We start from the raw sequence: 17,732 nt of genomic DNA on the forward strand, positions 1-17,732 counted from the left end.
TCTAGTGTGATGCTCTCGGCGTTCCGGGGCCGCTCCGGGGGCTGCCCGCACTCCCCCGGCGCCCCTCCCTGCCCGCTCATCCCTACGGGGGGATCCCAGTCATGCACGCACACATCGCAGAAGCGGTGAAGAAACCCGATCTCATATCCGTGGCACCCGACTTGGCCTGCCTCCGCTTCGAGACCATGAAGATCTACTCCGCCCTCGGCGCCGTCCGGCACCTGCTCGACTCCGGCGCCGTCCGGCCGGGCGACACCCTCATCGACAGCTCCAGCGGCATCTACGCCCAGGCCCTCGCGCTCGCCTGCCACCGCTACGGAATGAAGTGCCACATCGTGGGCTCCACCACGGTGGACCGCTCGACCCGCGTGCAGCTGGAGATACTCGGCGCCACGCTGGAGCAGGTCGCGCCCTCCAAGGACCTCCGCCTCGACCAGGAGCTGAGGGTGCGGCGGATCGCCGAGATCCTCGCGGACAACCCCTCGTACCACTGGATGCGGCAGTACCACGACGACATCCACTACTACGGCTACCGCGAGGTGGCCGACGAGATCGGCAAGGATCTGCCCGACGGCCCCCTCGCGCTGGTGGGCGGCGTGGGGTCGGGCGCCTCGACGGGCGCCCTCGCCACCTATCTGCGCGAGGCCGGACGCGACGTGTCGCTCATCGGCGTGCAGCCCTTCGGCAGCGTCACCTTCGGCTCCGAGCACGTCGCGGACCCGGACATGATCATCGCCGGGATCGGCAGCGCCATCGAGTTCCGCAACGTCCGGCACGAGCTGTACGACCGCGTGCACTGGGTGAACTTCGACAGCGCCGTGTCCGGGGCGGTCTCCCTGCTGCGCACCAGCGGCATCTTCGCCGGGCTCTCGGCGGGCGCCGCCTATCTGAGCGCGCTGTGGGAGCGGCGCGGGGACGACACGCGTACGTACGTCTTCATCGCGGCCGACACCGGCCACCGCTATGTCGAGAGCGCCTACGCCCGGCACGAACAGGCCCTGGACATCGAGACGTTGAAGCCGCACGAGATCACCTCGCTCGGCGACCTCAGACACCCCTGGTCCACGACGGCCTGGCCGCCCGCCGCCGCCTGAGCCCGCCCGCCACCTCCTGAACCCGCGCACCACCTCCTGAACCCGCCGGCCACCCGGAAAGAACACACATGTCACACCCCACCCCGCACACCGTCGCCGAGCTCACCGACGCCGTCCTGTCGGGCGCCCACGGCCCCGACCCCGCCGAGCTCACCGTCACCAGCGCGTTCTGGCTGTACAACACCACCCGGCTCGCGGGCGGCGACGTCACGTACCACAACCACTATCTGCTGCTCCGCGTCGGCGACTCGTTCGGCGCCTGCTCCTTCGAGGCGGGTGAACTCGCCCCGGGTTTCTGCGAGAACGCCTCCGGTCACTCCCTCGACAAGCTGCTGCGCGACGAGTCCGCGCCCGTGCGGACCGCCGCCCTCGACGCCTACCTCGCCCGGGTGCGCCCGCACCGCGACGCCGACGACGCCGAGCGCGTCATGCTGCCCGCCGGTACCCCCGAGGTCCGTGCCGAGGCCCGCGACGCCGCCATCGCCGGGCTGCTCGACATCGAGCCCGGCGCGAAGGTCGCCCTGATCGGCGTGGTCAATCCGCTCGTCGCGGCGATACGGGAGCGGGGCGGCGTCTGCCTGCCCTGCGACCTGAACCTGCGGACGACCGCGTGGGGCGAGCCCGTCTCCGACGACATGACCGAGGTCCTCGCGCGGGCCGACGCGGTCGTCGCCACCGGCATGACGCTCAGCAACGGCACCTTCGACCTGATCCTGCGCCACTGCGTCGAGCACGGCGTGCCGCTGGTCGTCTACGCCCAGAGCGGCAGCGCCGTCGCCCGCGCCTTCCTCGGCGCAGGCGTCACCGGGCTCAACGCGGAGCCGTTCACGTTCTCCCAGTTCAGCGCCGACCCCACGCCGATGTTCCGCTACCGTGCCGCCCTCGCGCCGAACGGAGCGGCAGCGTGAGCGTCGACGCCACCAAGGACACCAAGGAAACCGCGCCCGCCGCGCAGGCGGAGGAACCGATCCCCGGCGATCTGCGGATGGCCCGCGCCCTGTGGCCGGTGCTGCTCGCCTCCGCGGTCGGCCTGCTGCCCTTCACCGTCTTCAGCACGTACCTCGTGCCCATCGCCGACGAGGCGGGCAGCAGCGTCGCCGCGATGGGCGGGCTGCGCGGACTCGGCGGCCTCGCCGCCCTCCTTGTCGGCACCGCGCTGGCGCCGCTGATCGACCGGGTGCCCAAGGAGTGGGCCGCCGCGGGCGCGCTCGTCGCGCTCGGCGGTTCGGCCGCGCTCGGCGCCGCCGGGGACTTCGCGCTGCTCGCCGTCTTCTGTCTGCTGATCGGCGCCAGTACATCCGTGCTGAACCCGGCGCTCACCGCCGCGGCCGCCGACCGCTTCGGCACCGGCAAGGCGGCGGGGCGCGCCGCCACCCTCGTCACGGCCACCCAGTCGATGACGGCCATGCTCGCCGCCCCCGTCATCGCGCTGCCCGCGCTGTTCTGGGGCTGGCAGGGCGACCTGATCGGTGTGACCGTGGTGTCGCTGCTGCTCGCGGTGGTCTTCGTGGCCCGGCGCAGGCAGTTGCGGGAGACGGATGCCGCCGAGACCGCCGAGGAAACCCCGCGCCTCGGCTACCTCGCCTCGTTCAAGGCGCTCGCGGCCGTGCGCGGCGCGGTGCCGCTGCTGCTGATCGGGTTCCTGCGCACCGCCGTCTTCATGGGCTACCTGTCGTACCTCGCGGCCTTCTACGAGGAGCGGTTCGACCTCGACGCCGGGCTCTTCGCGTTCGTGTGGACGCTCAGCGGCGCCGCGTTCTTCGTCAGTAACCTCCTCACCGGACGCCTCACCAACTCCGCGGAGCCGCGCGTCGGCACGGAACGCCTGCTCGCCATCGGCCTGGTCGCCGCCCTCGTCTCCGTCGTGGGCTTCTACTTCACGCACTGGCTGCCGCTGGCCCTCGCCATGACCGCGCTGCACGCGGCGAGCCACGCGGTCGTCGCCGCGTGCGTGGTCAGCCTCATCGTGCGCCGCTGCGGGACCACGCTGCGCGGCTCGGCGCTGAGCCTCAACGCGGCGGGCCAGAGCCTCGGCGTCTTCGTCGGCGCGGCGCTCGGCGGCGCCGGTCTCGGCCTGGCCGGCTACCCCGGCACCGCCGCCGCCTTCGGCACCCTCGTGCTCGTCGCGCTCGGCGCCGCCGCCCTGGTGCTGCGCGGCACAGCGAAGGCGGGCGCCGCGTGAGCACCCTCGCGCAGGCGCCGCCGGGCGCGGCCCCGCAGCGCCGGGCCGCCGTGCGGGAGCGGCTCGCCTCCCCCAGGGCCCTGGTGCTGACCTGTGCCGCGCTCTTCGTCGCGCTGGTCGTGTCGGTCGTCGTGGCGATCGGCCTCGGCGCGGCGTACGTCTCGCCCGCCGACACCACCCGCTATCTGTGGGCGGCGCTCAGCGGTGGCCGGATCGGCGCCGACGAGACGACGACGTACCAGATCATCTGGCAGATCCGGACCCCGCGCGTGCTGCTCGCCGCGCTGGTGGGCGCGGGGCTGAGCGCGGTCGGCGTGGCCATCCAGGCGATGGTGCGCAACGCGCTCGCCGACCCGTTCGTCCTCGGCGTCTCCTCGGGGGCGTCGGTGGGCGCGGTCGGCGTGACGGTGACCGGCGGCCTGGCCGCGCTCGGTGTGTACGCGGTCTCCGCGGGCGCGTTCGTCGGCGCGCTCGTCGCGTCCTTCCTCGTGTACGCCGCGTCGAGCGAGCGGGGCTCCCTCTCCCCGCTGCGCCTGGTCCTGACGGGCGTGGCCATGTCGCTCGGCTTCCAGGCCGTGATGAGCGTGATCATCTACTTCGCCCCGGACAACGAGGCGACGTCGATGGTCCTGTACTGGACCATGGGCAGCTTCGGGGCCGCCGCCTGGGGCACGCTGCCCGTCGTCTCCGCGGTCGTGCTGCTCGGCGTCGCCGCGCTGTACCGGTACGGCAGGGCGCTCGACGTCCTCGCGCTCGGCGACGAGACCGCCGCGAGCCTGGGCGTCAGCCCGGACCGGCACCGCAGGTCCCTGCTCGTCCTCGTCTCCCTGATCACCGGGGTGATGGTCGCCGTCAGCGGCGCGATCAGCTTCGTGGGGCTCGTGATGCCGCACCTGGTGCGGATGGTCGTCGGCGCCACGCACACCCGGGTCCTCGCCGTGGCGCCGCTGGTCGGCGCGGTCTTCATGGTCTGGGTCGACCTGCTGTCCCGGACGGTGGTCGCGCCGCGCGAACTGCCGCTGGGTGTCATCACGGCGCTCGTCGGCGTGCCGGTGTTCATCGGCCTGATGCGCCGCAAGGGCTATGTCTTCGGGGGGCGTTGAGATGCACGACGAAGCAGCCGGGAGAGCCGCGGTGGACCTGCGCATCGACGGGCTCGGCGTCGTCATCGACGGCAAGAGCCTGGTGCGCGACCTCTCGCTCGATGTCGGCGAGGGCCAGGTCGTCGGCCTGGTCGGCCCGAACGGCAGCGGCAAGTCGACCGCGCTGCGCTGCGTGTACCGGGCGCTGCGGCCCGACACGGGCACCGTCCGGGTCGGCGGGGACGACATCACGGCGCTCTCGATGCGCCGCGGCGCCCAGCTCGTCGCCGCCATGACGCAGGACGGCGCCGTCGACCTCGACTTCACGGTCGAGGAGGTCGTCGCGCTCGGCCGGACCCCGCACCAGCGCGGCAACCAGGCCCTCACCGCCCGCGAACGCGAACTGTGCGCGCGGGCGATGGAGCGGCTCGACATCCACCACCTCGCCGGGCGCGGCGTCCTCACCCTGTCCGGCGGGGAGCGGCAGCGCGTGCTGCTCGCCCGCGCCCTCGTCCAGGAACCGCGGGTCCTCGTCCTCGACGAGCCGACCAACCACCTCGACGTACGCCACCAGATAGAGGTCCTCTCGCATCTGCGCGGCGCCGGGCTCACCGTCCTCGTCGTCCTGCACGACCTGAACCTGGCGGCGGCGGCCTGCGACCGGCTCGGCGTGCTGTCGCAGGGGCGGCTCGTGGCGTCCGGGACGCCCGAGGACGTCCTCACCGAAGAGCTCGTGGCCGATGTGTTCGGCGTGAAGGCCAGCGTCGTCAAACATCCGCTGACGGGCGATCCGCAGCTTCTGTACGCGCTCCACCCGTCCCTCTGAGACGTCCCCCTGAAACGTCCCTCTGAAAGGCACCGACTTCCCATGTCCCACACCCGGTCCATCGCGGCAGGATCCGCGCTCGCGCTGACGCTCCTCGTCGGCTGCGGCGCCGAGGTCGACTCGGACAGCGCCGCCGAGGCGTCCGAGAGGACCACCGTCAAGCGCTGCGGCGAGCCCGTCTCCTACAAGGTCCCGCAGCGGGCGGTCGCGTACGAGGGCGGCAGCGCCGACAAGCTGTTCAGCCTCGGCCTGACCGACCACGTGCACGGCTATGTGATGCCGCCCGCCAACCCGCCGGTGAGCGAGTCGCCCTGGGCGTCGGAGTACGCCAAGGTGAAGATGCTCAGCGACGACCTGCTCAACAAGGAGGTCGTCGTCGAGGCCAAGTCCGACTTCGTCGTCGCGGGCTGGAACTCCGGCTTCAGCGACCAGCGCGGCATCACGCCGAAGACGCTGGACAAGCTCGGCATCCAGAGCTTCATGCACACGGAGAGCTGCTTCAACTACCCCGGCCACCCGGAGAAGGTCACTCCGTTCAAGGCGCTCTACAGCGACCTGGAGCGGCTCGGCAGGATCTTCCGGGTCGAGGAGAAGGCGGACCGGGTCGTCGCCGGCCTGAAGAAGCGCGTCGCGGCCGTGGAGAAGCAGGCGCCCCGGGGCGGCGAGCGGGTGCCGGTGTTCCTCTACGACTCCGGTACCGACCAGCCCTTCACGGCCGGCAGCCAGGTCCCGCCCAACGACATCATCAAGAGCGCGGGCGGCAGGAACATCTTCGACGGCCTCGACGAGCGCTGGACGCAGGTCAACTGGGAGGCCGTGACGAAGGCCGAGCCCGAGGTCGTCATCATCTTCGACTACGGCGACCAGCCCGCGAAGAAGAAGATCGAGTTCCTGAAGAAGTCCCCGCACACCAAGGAGCTGCCCGCCGTCAAGAAGAACAACTTCTTCGTCCTCGACTACAACGAGGGCATCAGCGGGCCGCGCAACATCGACGGCCTGGAGAAGTTCGGGAAGTACCTCAGGGAGCTGGACCGCAAGGGCTGACCTCACCCCGCGAAGGGCACCCCCGGCAGGCCGCGGCCCGCGTCCGGCACGACCAGGAGCGACCCCGACAGGGGGTGCGGCCGGTCGAGGCCGGTGCGGGCCGTGGTGATGTACAGGTCGCGCAGGTCCGGGCCGCCGAAGGCGCAGGCGGTGGGGCGGCGCACGGGGAGCTCGACGGTCCTGTCGAGGCGGCCGTCCGGTGTGTAGCGGCGGACCTGCGCGCCGTCCCAGAGCGCGACCCACACGCAGCCGTCGGCGTCGACGGTGAGCCCGTCGGGGAAGCCCACGCCCTCTTCGACATGTGCGAACGGCCGTCTGTTCAGCGCGCCTTGCCCGTCATGGTCGAGTACGTCGATACGTCGCGTCGGGCTGTCGACGTAGTAGACGAGGCGTCCGTCGGGGCTCCAGCCGGTGCCGTTGCTGACGGCGACGTCGCCGAGGAGTTCGGTGGCCGTGCCGTCGGGGGCGACGCGGGTGAGGCTGCCGCCGCCGGGCGCCTCGTCGTAGCGCATGGTGCCCGCCCAGAGGGAGCCGTCGGGCGCGACGGCGGCGTCGTTGCCCCGCCGGCCGGGCACCGGGTCGCGCAGCAGCCAGCTGAAGGGCGCGCCGCCCGGCCCGTACAGGCCGACGCCGTCACGGAGGTTGACCACCAGGCCGCCGCCCGTGCGGGGCTTGGCGGCGCCGACGTGCTGCTCGGTCGCCATGACCGTGCGCCGGCCGTCCGCGGGGGCGTACGTGTGGACGCGCGAGCCGAGGATGTCGACCCAGATGAGGCGGCCGGTGGCGGCGTCCCAGGTGGGGCCCTCGCCGAGCGCGGCCGTCGCGCGCACCGCCACGTCGTACGCTCGCTTCACCGTGTTCATCGTGCGCCCCGGTGGCCGAGGCGGACCGACAGGTCGCCCGCGCCCTTGGCGGCGAGCTCGGCCAGTTCACGCTCGCGCTCCTCGCTCCAGCGGATCATCGGCACGGAGATGGAGAGCGCCGCGACGACCTGTCCCGCGCCGTCCCGCACCGGCGCCGCCACACAGCTGACATCCGGGTTGGACTCCCGGTGCTCGACGGCGTGACCCTGCTCGCGCACCTCGGCGAGGGCGGCGAGGAGCTCGTCGGGGTCGGTGATGCTGTCGGCGGTCATGGCGGTGAACTCCCGCCCCCGCACGCGGGATTCGAGCTCCTCCGGGGGCAGTGAGGCGAGGAGCATCTTGCCGACCGAGGTGCAGTGGGCGGGCAGGCGGCGGCCCGCCGCGGAGACCATGCGCACGGCGTGCGTGGAGTCGACCTTGGCGATGTAGATGACGTCGGTGTCCTCCAGGATCGCGACGTGGACGGTCTCGTCACAGGTCTCGGCGACCTCGCGGGCGACCTGCTGCCCCTCGGCGGCGAGGTCCAGCTGCTCGGCATACCGGCTGCCGAGCTGGTAGGTGCGCACGCCGAGGCGGTAGCGGCCCGGCTGGTCCGGGATCTGGACGAGATACGAGCGGGCCGCCAGGGTGGTGAGCAGCTCGTGCACGGTGGTGCGCGGCAGCTGGAGTCTGCGGGTGACCTCGGGCGCGGAGAACGTACCGTCCCCTTCCAGGAACAGTTCGAGTATGTCCAGCGACCTGGTCACCGCGGGCACCAGTCGTCCCATGAGTTCGGCCTCCCACCCTGCGCGTCCGAAACTGTCCGAAACTTCGGTCGCCGATCGATATGACGAACACAGGTTAGGCACGGCGCCGTTCGCGGCGCAATGGCCGCCTCTCCCCCGGCCCGGCAGTTGTGCGCGACCCATTGACACCTTCAGGCCACCGTGAATAACGTCACGCCAGCATTTCGAACGTGTGACGAAATACCGAACAAGTCAAGGGGCAACTGCCTTGCGCATTACGGGAATCAGCACGCATGTGGTCGGGACGCCGTGGCGTAATCTCACCTATGTCCAGGTCCACACCGACGAGGGTCTGACCGGTGTCGGCGAGACCCGCATGCTCGGCCACACCGACGCGCTCATCGGCTACCTCCGCGAGGCGGAGGCCAACCACATCAAGGGCTCCGACCCGTTCGCGGTCGAGGACCTCGTGCGCCGGATGAAGTACGGCGACTACGGCCGGGCCGGCGAGATCGTGATGTCCGGCATCGCCGTCATCGAGACGGCCTGCTGGGACATCAAGGGCAAGGCACTCGGCGTCCCCGTCTGGCAGCTGCTCGGCGGAAAGGTCACCGACCGCGTCAAGGCGTACGCGAACGGCTGGTACACCACGGAGCGCACCCCGGAGGCGTACCACAAGGCCGCCCAGGGCGTCATGGAGCGCGGCTACCGCGCGCTGAAGATCGACCCGTTCGGGACCGGTCACTACGAACTGGACCACGAACAGAGCCTGTACGCCGTCTCGTTGATCGAGGCCGTGCGCGACGCCATCGGGCCCGACGCCGAGCTGATGCTGGAGATGCACGGCCGGTTCTCGCCCTCCACCGCCGTCCGGCTGGCGCGCGACCTCGCGCCGTTCCGGCCCGCCTGGCTGGAGGAGCCGGTCCCGCCGGAGAACCTGAAGGCGCTGGAGAAGGTCGCCGCCAAGGTCGACATGCCGGTGGCGACCGGCGAGCGCATCCACGACCGGATCGAGTTCCGCGAGCTCTTCGAGAGCCAGGCCGTGGACATCATCCAGCCCGACGTCGGCCACATCGGCGGCATCTGGGAGACCCGCAAGCTCGCGGCCACCGCCGAGACGCACTACATGCTGGTCGCCCCGCACAACGTCGGCGGCCCGGTGCTGACCGCCGCCTCGCTCCAGGTCGGCTTCACCACCCCGAACTTCAAGATCCTGGAGCACTTCAACGACTTCGCGGACGCGGAGATCAAGAAGGTCGTGAAGGGCGCCCCGCAGGTCGACCCGGAGACCGGCTGCTTCGAGCTGTCGCACGCGCCGGGTCTCGGCGTCGAGCTGGACACCGACGCCGCGGCGGAGTTCCCGCAGCAGCGGGCGCGGTTCGACCTGTGGGCCGAGGGCTGGGAGAAGCGGACGCCCGGCGGGGCCGGCGCATGACCTCGCGCGCCGTCGTCGTCGACCGCCCCGGCAGCCACCGCCTCGTCACCGGGCCGCGCCCGCAACCCGGCCCGGGTGAGGTCCTCGTCGAGGTGGCGGCCGCCGGGATCTGCATGAGCGACCGCGAGGTGTACGACGGACACCGCGACGCCGCGTACGTCCGTTACCCGGTGATTCCCGGCCACGAGTGGTCGGGGACCGTGGTGGCCGTCGGGGATGGGGGCGACCCCGGACTGATCGGGCGGAAGACCGTCGCCGAGGGCTTCCGCGCGTGCGGCGCCTGCGAGCGGTGCCGGTACGGGGAGACGAGCCTGTGCGGGGGCGGCTACGCGGAGACCGGGTTCACCGAACCCGGCGCCTTCGCCGACCACGTCGTCGTGCCCGCGCGGCTGCTGCACCCGCTGCGTGACGACGCCGATCTGCGGGCCGCGGCCCTGCTCGAACCGTCCGCCGTCATCGCGGCGGCGGTGCGGGCGGGCGGGCCGCGGCCCGGCGAGCGGGTCGCGGTGGTCGGGGCGGGGACGCTCGGGCTGCTCGCGGTGCAGTGGCTCGCGGCGGGCAGCCCGGCCGAGCTGGCCGTCGTCGATCCGCGCGAAGCGCGTGGGCGGCTGGCCCTGGGGTTCGGGGCGACCTCGGCGCTCACTCCCGCGGAGGCGGGGGACGTGAACGGGTCCTTCGACCTCGTGGTCGAGACGGCGGGGGCGCCGACCACGGCCGCTTCGTCGTGCCTGCTCGCCCGCAGGGGCGGGCGGGTCGTGCTCACCGGGATGTTCACGGAGGGGGCCGTGGGGATCGATCCCGTGCATCTGTCCTTGAGCCAGTTGGAGGTGCGGTCCGTCTTTGGGGCGTCGTCCAGTGCCTGGGCGGATGCGGTGCGGGCGTTCGGTCTCGGCCTGCTTGATCCTGCCTCGCTCATCACGCATGAGTTTCCGCTGGAGCGGTTCGGGGAGGCGGTTGCCCTTGTCGGGGGTGGTGATCCCAAGACCGGGAAGGTCTTGTTGCTGCCCTGAGCTCTTCGGGTGCGGGTTGGGTGTGGCTGGTCGCGCAGTTCCCCGCGCCCCTGGCTGCACCACCGCAGCGCCCCACGCAAACCCTAGGAACCGAACCTCGTTCGAGATGTCGAACGAGGTGACCTAATGCAAAGGACAACCGTGACCGACCCCTCCACCTCCCTCCCCCGACAGCCGGGGGAACCCGCCCTCACCGCCCTCGGGCTTGCCGCCCCCTCCCCCGATCCCGCCGACGCCTCGCCCCACACGTTTCCCGACGGTGGCACCTGGCGTGTCGAGATTCCCTCCGTCGAGGGGCCCGAGGCGCTCGGTGTCGTGCTCAAGGAAGCCGCGCGGCTCGACGTGCCGATCCACCGCATCAGCCAGGGCAGCGGCGTGTGGATGCTCTCCGACGCCGAGATCACGGAGATGGTGGAGAAGGCCGCCGAGCGCGACATCGAGCTCTGCCTGTTCACCGGGCCGCGCGGCACCTGGGACACCGGCGCCTCCGTGCGCACCGACTCGCACGGCGCGGGGCTGCGCGCCCGCGGCCACGACGCGGTCGCCGGGTGCGTCGAAGACGCCCTGCGCGCTGCGGAGTTGGGCGTGAAGTGTCTGCTCGTCGCCGACGAGGGCGTGCTGTGGACGCTGCACCGCGCGCGGACCGCGGGGATCATCCCGGCCGACACGACGCTGAAGGTGTCGGCGCTCATAGGTCCGGTCAACCCGGCCGCCTACGCCGTGTACGAGCGGCTCGGCGCGGACTCGCTCAACGTGCCGAGCGACCTGACGCTCGCTCACCTCACCGAGATAAGGCGGGTGTCGGGCGCGCCGATGGACATGTACGTGGAGGCCCCGGACGACCTCGGCGGCTACGTCCGCATGTACGAGATCGCCGAGCTGATCCGGCGCGGCGCACCTCTGTACCTGAAGTTCGGGCTGGCGAAGGCGCCCGCCATCTACCCGTACGGAGCGCAGCTGCGCGACGTCACCCTCGACACCGCCCGCGAGCGGGTGCGCCGCGGCCGGCTCGCCCTGGATCTGCTGGCCCGGCACGGCGCCGGTGCCGGGATGTCGCCGCTGGGCTCGCGTCTGCCCGGTGACCTGAACCGCTTCTCGGAAAGGAGCTGACCCATGCGCAACCGCACGCGCCTGACCGCGGCGGTGGCCACCGCCGTCCTGCTCGGCTCGCTCACCGCCTGCGGCCAGGAGGCCAAGGGCGGCAGCCGGTACAAGCCGGACGCCGGAAAGGGCGCCACCATCGGTCTGGCGATGCCCACCAAGGCCTCCGAGCGGTGGATAGCCGACGGCAGGAACATGGCCGAGCAGTTCCGGAAGGCCGGGTACAAGACGGATCTCCAGTACGGCGACGACAAGGTCGAGAACCAGATCGCCCAGCTGGAGAACATGATCACCAAGGGGCGCAGCCTGCTGGTGGTCGCCGCCATCGACGGCTCCGCCCTCACCGACGTCCTGCGGCGCGCGCACGACGCCGGCATCCCTGTGATCTCGTACGACCGCCTGATCCTCGGCACGGAGAACGTCGACTACTACGCGTCGTTCGACAACGAGCGCGTCGGCCGCCTGGAGGGGCAGTACATCGTCGACAAGCTGAAGCTGGGCAAGCCCGAGAAGGGCGGCGACTCGTACAACATCGAGCTGTTCGCGGGCTCGCCGGACGACAACAACACCAAGTACTTCTGGAACGGCGCCATGAAGGTGCTGCGGCCGTACTTCAAGACCGGTCAGCTCACCGTCCGCAGCAAGCAGACGCGGATGAACCAGGCCACCACGCTGCGCTGGGACGGCGGCACCGCGCAGAAGCGCATGGATGACCTGATCAGCAAGAACTACGGCTCGGAGCGGGTCGACGCGGTCCTGTCGCCGTACGACGGGATCTCACTCGGCATCATCTCCGCGCTCAAGAGCGCGGGTTACGGCTCCAAGAGCCAGCCGCTGCCGGTGATCACCGGGCAGGACGCGGAGCTCGCGTCGGTGAAGTCCATCATCCGCGGCGAGCAGACGCAGACGGTGTTCAAGGACACCCGGAAGCTGGCCGCGCAGACGGTGGCGATGGGCGACGCGGTCCTGAACGACAAGAAGCCCAAGGTCAACGACACGACGAACTACCACAACGGAAAGAAGACCGTGCCGTCTTACCTCCTCGACCCGGTCAGCATCGACAAGTCGAACACGCGACTCCTCGTCGACGAGGGGTACTTCACGGCGGGACAGCTGAAGTGAGCAGGCCGGTCCTGGAGATGCGCGGCATCACCAAGACGTTCCCCGGCGTCAAGGCGCTCTCCGATGTGAACCTGACCGTACGGGCCGGGGAGATCCACGCGATCTGCGGCGAGAACGGCGCGGGCAAGTCGACGCTGATGAAGGTCCTCAGCGGCGTCCACGAGCACGGCAGTTACGACGGCGAGATCCACTTCGAGGGCGAGCGGATGGCCTTCAAGGACATCCGCGCCAGCGAGCGGCACGGCATCGTGATCATCCACCAGGAGCTGGCGCTCGTCCCGTACCTGTCCATCGCCGAGAACATCTTCCTCGGCAACGAACAGGCCCGGCGCGGCTTCATCGACTGGCACGACACGCTGCGCAGGGCGAGCGCGCTGCTCAAGCGGGTGGGCCTGGACGAGAAGCCGCAGACGCCGGTCGCCGACATCGGCGTGGGCAAGCAGCAGCTGGTGGAGATCGCGAAGGCGCTGTCCAAGGAGGTGAAGCTGCTCATCCTGGACGAGCCGACGGCCGCGCTCAACGACGAGGACAGCGCGAAGCTCCTCGACCTCATCGTGGGACTGCGCGAGCAGGGCATCGCCAGCATCATCATCTCCCACAAGCTGAACGAGATCCGGGCCATCACCGACTCGGTGACGATCCTGCGCGACGGGCGGACCATCGAGACGCTGACGGTCCGTGAGACGCCTGACGCCGAGCCGCAGTTGTCGGAGGACCGGATCATCCGCGGCATGGTCGGCCGCGACCTCGACCACCGCTTCCCCGACCGCACCCCCTACGAGGGCGAGGACGCGGGCTCGCCCGCGCTCGCCGTCGAGGGCTGGACGGTGCGGCATCCGGTCGACCACCAGCGCAAGGTCGTCGACGACGTGTCGCTGACCGTGCGGCGCGGTGAGATCGTCGGCATCGCCGGTCTGATGGGCGCGGGCCGCACGGAGCTCGCGATGTCCGTCTTCGGGCGTTCGTACGGTCAGTACGTGGCCGGGAAGGTGTCGGTGGGCGGGCGCGAGGTCGTCACGAAGACGGTGCCCGCCGCGGTCGACGCGGGCATCGCGTACGTCACCGAGGACCGCAAGCAGTACGGCCTGAACCTCATCGACAACATCAACCGCAACATCTCCCTGGCCTCGCTGCCGGGCATGCGGCGTGGGGCCGGCTTCGTCGACGAGCACCACGAGCGGTCCGTCGCCGAGCGGTACCGCAAGTCGATGAACATCAAGGCTCCCACGGTGTTCGAGCAGGTGGGGCGGCTCTCCGGCGGCAACCAGCAGAAGGTCGTGCTGAGCAAGTGGATCCACGCCGACCCCGAGGTGCTGATCCTCGACGAGCCGACGCGCGGCATCGACGTCGGCGCCAAGTACGAGATCTACACCGTCATCGACCGGCTCGCGGCCCAGGGCAAGGCGGTCCTCTTCATCTCCTCCGAACTGCCCGAGCTGCTCGGGATGTGCGACCGGATCTACACGATGGCCGAGGGCCGGCTGACCGGTGAGGTCGACCGCGCGGACGCCACCCAGGAACTCCTGATGCGCCACATGACCAAGAACAGAAGCTGAGGCATCCGCCATGACCACCACGACCACGCCCCCGCGCGACACCGCGGCCACACCACCGGCCAAGGCCTCCGTCGGCGAACTGCTGCTGCACAGCGTGCGCTCCAACATGCGCCAGTACGGCATGCTCATCGCCCTGGCCTTCATCGTCATCCTCTTCCAGATCTGGTCGGACGGCGTCCTGTTGCTGCCGAGCAACGTCTCCAACCTGATCCAGCAGAACGGCTACATCCTCATCCTGGCCATCGGCATGATGATCGTCATCATCGCCGGCCACATCGACCTGTCCGTCGGTTCACTGGTGGCCTTCGTCGGCGCCATGTCGGCGGTGATGATGGTCAAACACGACATGCCGTGGGTGCTCGCGCTCGTCCTCTCGCTGCTCATCGGCGCGGTCGCGGGGGCGTGGCAGGGCTTCTTCATCGCGTACGTGGGCATCCCGTCGTTCATCGTGACGCTGGCCGGCATGCTGCTCTTCCGCGGTCTCACGCAGATCGTCCTGGAGGGCCAGTCCCTCTCGCCGTTCCCCGACGGCTTCCAGAACATCGCCAAGGGCTTCATCCCGGAGATGGGCCCGTACACGCAGTACCACAACCCGACGCTGGTGATCGGCTTCGCGACGGTCGCTTTCCTGGTCTTTCGTGAATGGCGCAGCCGCAAGCAGCAGTTGGCGTACGACCTCGACGTCACGCCGACGAGCCTGTGGGTGGCGAAGCTGGTCGCGATCAGCGCCGCCGTCATCGCCTTCACGCTGACGCTGGCGAGCTTCCGCGGCGTGCCCGTCGTGCTGCTCATCATGTGCGGCCTGCTGATCGGGCTCGGCTATGTGATGCGCAACGCGGTCATCGGGCGGCATGTGTACGCGCTGGGCGGCAACAAGGCGGCGGCGAAGCTGTCCGGCGTCAAGGACAAGCGGGTCACCTTCCTGATCTTCGTCAACATGGGTGTGCTCGCGGCGCTCGCGGGCTGTGTGTACGCGGCGCGGCTGAACGCGGGCACCCCGCAGGCGGGTCTGAACTTCGAACTGGAGGCGATCGCCGCGTCGTTCATCGGCGGCGCGTCGATGAGCGGCGGCGTGGGCACGGTGATGGGCGCCGTGATCGGCGGCCTGGTGCTCGGCGTCCTCAACCAGGGCATGTCCCTGGTCAACATCGGCACCGACTACCAGCAGGTCATCAAGGGCCTGGTGCTGCTCGCCGCGGTCGGGTTCGACGTCTGGAACAAGCGCAAGGTCGGCCGGTAGCAGTCAGTCCAACTCACCCCCTTTGGAGCGGCACATGGATACGAGCAGACGCACCGTACTGGCGGCGGCCGCCGCCACGGGCATCACCGCGGCCGTCGCCGGCACGTCGCACGCGGCGGACGGCGCGCGGCCCACGAAGGAGCTTTTCGGCAGGCTCGCCGACGGGACGAAGGTGTACCGCTGGTCGCTGGCGAACGGCGGCACGCGGATGAAGGTCCTGTCGTACGGCGGCATCGTGCAGTCCCTGGAACTGCCCGACCGGCGCGGCCGGTACACCAACGTCTCCCTCGGCTACGACACCGTCGAGGCGTACACCGCGGGGACCACGTTCTTCGGCGCGCTCATCGGCCGCTACGGCAACCGCATCGCCCGCGGCCGCTTCACCCTGGACGGCACGACGCACCAACTGTCCGTCAACGACGGGGAGAACAGCCTGCACGGCGGCGCGAAGGGCTTCGACACGCGGGTGTGGGACGTGGAGCCGTTCACCGGCCCGTCGGGGGTCGGTCTCGTCCTGCGGTACGTGAGTGTCGACGGCGAGATGGGCTATCCGGGGACGCTGCGGGTGAAGGTGACGTACACCCTCACCGGTCGCGGCGACTGGCGGATCGACTACACGGCGACCACCGACAAGGCGACCGTCGTGAACCTCACCAACCACACGTACTACAACCTGGCGGGCGAGGGCAGCGGCGACATCTACGGTCACGAACTCACCCTGGCAGCAGGGCGGTTCACGCCCACCGACGCGGGGCTGATCCCGACGGGCGAGCTGGCGAAGGTGGCGGGCACGCCCTTCGACTTCCGGCGCGCGAAGCGCGTGGGCGAGGACATCCGGGCCGCCCATCCGCAGCTGGTGACCGCCAAGGGGTACGACCACAACTGGGTCCTCGACAAGGGCATCACCCGCCGGCCCGAGCACTTCGCGACCCTGCGGGACCCGGAGTCCGGCCGCACGATGAAGATCGCCACGACCGAGCCCGGCGTCCAGTTCTACTCCGGCAACTTCCTCGACGGCACCCTGACGGGCCCCTCGGGCCGTACGTACCGCCAGGGCGACGGCCTCTGCCTGGAGACCCAGCACTTCCCGGACTCCCCGAACCAGCCGTCGTTCCCTTCGACGGTGCTGCGGCCCGGGGAGACCTACAGGTCGAGCACGGTGCATACCTTCTCGGCGCGCTGATTCTCGGCGCGCTGATTCTCGGCGCGCTGGTTGTCGGCGCGCCGAGCGGAGTCAGCCCCCGACGACCTTTCCGTCCGCGACCGGGAGGCCGAAGTCCGGCGTCCCGTCCGGCTTCCAGCCGAGGCGCTGGACGCGGGTGTGCCGGTTGGGGTCGTTCAGGGGGTCGCCGGTGATGTCCTTGTACTGGCGGGCGTGGTAGACGAGGACGTCGGTGCGGCCGTCCTCGGCGACGGTGAACGAGTTGTGGCCGGGGCCGTACTGCCCGGTCCGCTCGTTGCTGGTGAAGACCGGCCGCGGGGACTTCGTCCACGACGCGGGGTCGAGGAGGTCGCTGCGGGCGTCGGCGGTGAGCAGGCCCAGACAGTAGTTGGCGTCGGTGGCGCTCGCGGAGTACGTCATGAAGACGCGCCCGTTGCGCACGATCACCGAGGCGCCTTCGTTCACCTTGAACCCGACGCACTCCCAGTCGTACTCCGGTGTGGTCAGCCGCACTTGAGGCCCCGTCACCGTCCAGGGATTGGCCATGCGGGACAGGAACACGGCCGTGTTGTTGTCCATGCCGGGCTCGTACTGCGCCCAGGCGAGGTAACGGGAGCCGCGGTGCGTGAAGGTGGTCGCGTCCAGCGAGAAGGTGTCCCAGGCGGTGACGATCCGCCCCTTCTCCGTCCAAGTCCCCTTGAACGGATCGCGGTGGGTGTTCTCCAGCACCCACATGCGTATCCTCCACACGTCGTCGGCGGGCGCGGCGGCGAAGTACAGATACCACTTGCCGTCGATGTGGTGGATCTCCGGCGCCCAGATGTGCGCGCCCATGTCGCCGCTCGCGTGCTTGCGCCAGACGACGGACTCCTCGGCGGTCGCGAGGCCGCGCAGGGTGCGGGAGCGGCGCAGGATGATGCGGTCGTACTCGGGCGAGGTGGCGGTGAAGTAGTAGCGGCCGTCGGTGTGGCGGTGGATGTGCGGGTCGGCGCGCTGCCGGACGAGGGGGTTGGTGAAGGGGGCGGCGTGGAGCGGCCCGGCCGCGGTGTCGCGGGCCGCGGCGCGGGCGACGGCCGGGGCGGCGACGACGGAGCCCGCGGCGAGAGCGGCGCCCTTCAACACGAGTCTGCGGTGCGGCCGTTGCTGGTAGTTCGTCGTGGCTTCGCTGGGGTTCATACGCTGGCGCGCCTTTCCGGAGCGAGAGGACGTCCGTAATCTCGAACAACATCTGTGATGTCGAACGCCGAAACGGTAAGCGGCGTACTCCGGGAAGGTCAACGGGTGGGACCG

Annotated in this window: 16 protein-coding genes; 13 read left to right on the forward strand and 3 right to left on the reverse strand. The window is 70.6% G+C overall.

Annotation, left to right across the window (positions count from 1 at the left end; translation table 11 throughout):
* Nucleotides 1–101: 101 nt before the first annotated feature.
* The 6 genes from ACZ4Z4_RS31330 to ACZ4Z4_RS31355 all read left to right on the forward strand — a co-directional run bounded on the left by ACZ4Z4_RS31330 (nucleotide 102) and on the right by ACZ4Z4_RS31355 (nucleotide 6,228).
* Complete coding sequence (locus ACZ4Z4_RS31330; protein WP_468334767.1) at nucleotides 102–1,094, forward strand: pyridoxal-phosphate dependent enzyme; 993 nt, start codon at nucleotides 102–104, stop codon at nucleotides 1,092–1,094.
* A 68-nt stretch (nucleotides 1,095–1,162) separates the two neighbouring features.
* Nucleotides 1,163–2,002 (forward strand): Rossmann-like domain-containing protein, encoded by an 840-nt coding sequence (locus tag ACZ4Z4_RS31335; RefSeq protein WP_468334769.1) that lies wholly within the window; start codon nucleotides 1,163–1,165, stop codon nucleotides 2,000–2,002.
* A complete protein-coding gene (locus tag ACZ4Z4_RS31340) occupies nucleotides 1,999–3,276 on the forward strand; it encodes an MFS transporter (RefSeq protein ID WP_468334771.1) in 1,278 nt (425 codons plus the stop codon). The genes ACZ4Z4_RS31335 and ACZ4Z4_RS31340 overlap by 4 nt, the downstream gene beginning before the upstream one ends.
* Nucleotides 3,273–4,379, forward strand: coding sequence for a FecCD family ABC transporter permease (locus ACZ4Z4_RS31345; RefSeq protein ID WP_468334773.1), 1,107 nt, complete (start codon nucleotides 3,273–3,275; stop codon nucleotides 4,377–4,379). The genes ACZ4Z4_RS31340 and ACZ4Z4_RS31345 overlap by 4 nt, the downstream gene beginning before the upstream one ends.
* Nucleotides 4,380–4,410: 31 nt before the next feature.
* The gene (locus ACZ4Z4_RS31350; RefSeq protein WP_468334952.1) at nucleotides 4,411–5,184 is read left to right on the forward strand and encodes an ABC transporter ATP-binding protein; all 774 of its coding nucleotides are present in this window, start codon (nucleotides 4,411–4,413) and stop codon (nucleotides 5,182–5,184) included.
* A 42-nt stretch (nucleotides 5,185–5,226) separates the two neighbouring features.
* The gene (locus ACZ4Z4_RS31355) at nucleotides 5,227–6,228 is read left to right on the forward strand and encodes an ABC transporter substrate-binding protein (protein WP_468334775.1); all 1,002 of its coding nucleotides are present in this window, start codon (nucleotides 5,227–5,229) and stop codon (nucleotides 6,226–6,228) included.
* Between the two features lie 2 nt (nucleotides 6,229–6,230).
* On the opposite strand, the gene ACZ4Z4_RS31360 is transcribed toward ACZ4Z4_RS31355, so the two are convergent.
* Together ACZ4Z4_RS31360 and ACZ4Z4_RS31365 are read right to left on the reverse strand one after the other, a co-directional pair.
* Nucleotides 6,231–7,082 (reverse strand): SMP-30/gluconolactonase/LRE family protein, encoded by an 852-nt coding sequence (locus ACZ4Z4_RS31360; RefSeq protein ID WP_468334777.1) that lies wholly within the window; start codon nucleotides 7,080–7,082, stop codon nucleotides 6,231–6,233.
* A 5-nt stretch (nucleotides 7,083–7,087) separates the two neighbouring features.
* Entirely contained in the window at nucleotides 7,088–7,858 is a 771-nt protein-coding gene (locus tag ACZ4Z4_RS31365; RefSeq protein ID WP_468334779.1) for an IclR family transcriptional regulator, read from the reverse strand.
* 226 nt (nucleotides 7,859–8,084) lie between these two features.
* On the opposite strand from ACZ4Z4_RS31365, the gene ACZ4Z4_RS31370 reads away from it, so the two are divergent.
* The 7 genes from ACZ4Z4_RS31370 (at nucleotide 8,085) to ACZ4Z4_RS31400 (ending at nucleotide 16,463) form a co-directional block, all read left to right on the forward strand.
* Nucleotides 8,085–9,251, forward strand: a complete 1,167-nt coding sequence (locus ACZ4Z4_RS31370) for a mandelate racemase/muconate lactonizing enzyme family protein (protein WP_468334781.1) — start codon at nucleotides 8,085–8,087, stop codon at nucleotides 9,249–9,251.
* A complete protein-coding gene (locus tag ACZ4Z4_RS31375) occupies nucleotides 9,248–10,261 on the forward strand; it encodes a zinc-dependent alcohol dehydrogenase (protein WP_468334783.1) in 1,014 nt (337 codons plus the stop codon). The genes ACZ4Z4_RS31370 and ACZ4Z4_RS31375 overlap by 4 nt, the downstream gene beginning before the upstream one ends.
* A 141-nt stretch (nucleotides 10,262–10,402) precedes the next feature.
* Nucleotides 10,403–11,371 carry a hypothetical protein gene (locus ACZ4Z4_RS31380; RefSeq protein ID WP_468334786.1) on the forward strand — a complete coding sequence of 323 codons (969 nt, stop codon included), beginning with the start codon at nucleotides 10,403–10,405 and terminating at the stop codon, nucleotides 11,369–11,371.
* A 3-nt stretch (nucleotides 11,372–11,374) separates the two neighbouring features.
* Nucleotides 11,375–12,484, forward strand: a complete 1,110-nt coding sequence (gene chvE / locus ACZ4Z4_RS31385; RefSeq protein WP_468334789.1) for a multiple monosaccharide ABC transporter substrate-binding protein — start codon at nucleotides 11,375–11,377, stop codon at nucleotides 12,482–12,484.
* Nucleotides 12,481–14,040, forward strand: coding sequence for a multiple monosaccharide ABC transporter ATP-binding protein (gene mmsA, locus ACZ4Z4_RS31390; RefSeq protein WP_468334791.1), 1,560 nt, complete (start codon nucleotides 12,481–12,483; stop codon nucleotides 14,038–14,040). The genes chvE and mmsA overlap by 4 nt, the downstream gene beginning before the upstream one ends.
* 10 nt (nucleotides 14,041–14,050) lie before the next feature.
* The gene (gene mmsB, locus ACZ4Z4_RS31395; RefSeq protein ID WP_468334794.1) at nucleotides 14,051–15,280 is read left to right on the forward strand and encodes a multiple monosaccharide ABC transporter permease; all 1,230 of its coding nucleotides are present in this window, start codon (nucleotides 14,051–14,053) and stop codon (nucleotides 15,278–15,280) included.
* Nucleotides 15,281–15,314: 34 nt separating this feature from the next.
* Nucleotides 15,315–16,463: an aldose epimerase family protein gene (locus tag ACZ4Z4_RS31400; RefSeq protein ID WP_468334797.1), complete on the forward strand. Its 1,149-nt coding sequence runs from the start codon at nucleotides 15,315–15,317 to the stop codon at nucleotides 16,461–16,463.
* A 51-nt stretch (nucleotides 16,464–16,514) separates the two neighbouring features.
* Here the strand turns inward: ACZ4Z4_RS31400 and ACZ4Z4_RS31405 are convergent, their stop codons facing one another.
* The gene (locus ACZ4Z4_RS31405; RefSeq protein WP_468334800.1) at nucleotides 16,515–17,618 is read right to left on the reverse strand and encodes a glycoside hydrolase family 43 protein; all 1,104 of its coding nucleotides are present in this window, start codon (nucleotides 17,616–17,618) and stop codon (nucleotides 16,515–16,517) included.
* Nucleotides 17,619–17,732: the final 114 nt, after the last annotated feature.

It is taken from the genome of Streptomyces sp. NPDC030245 (assembly GCF_055572995.1).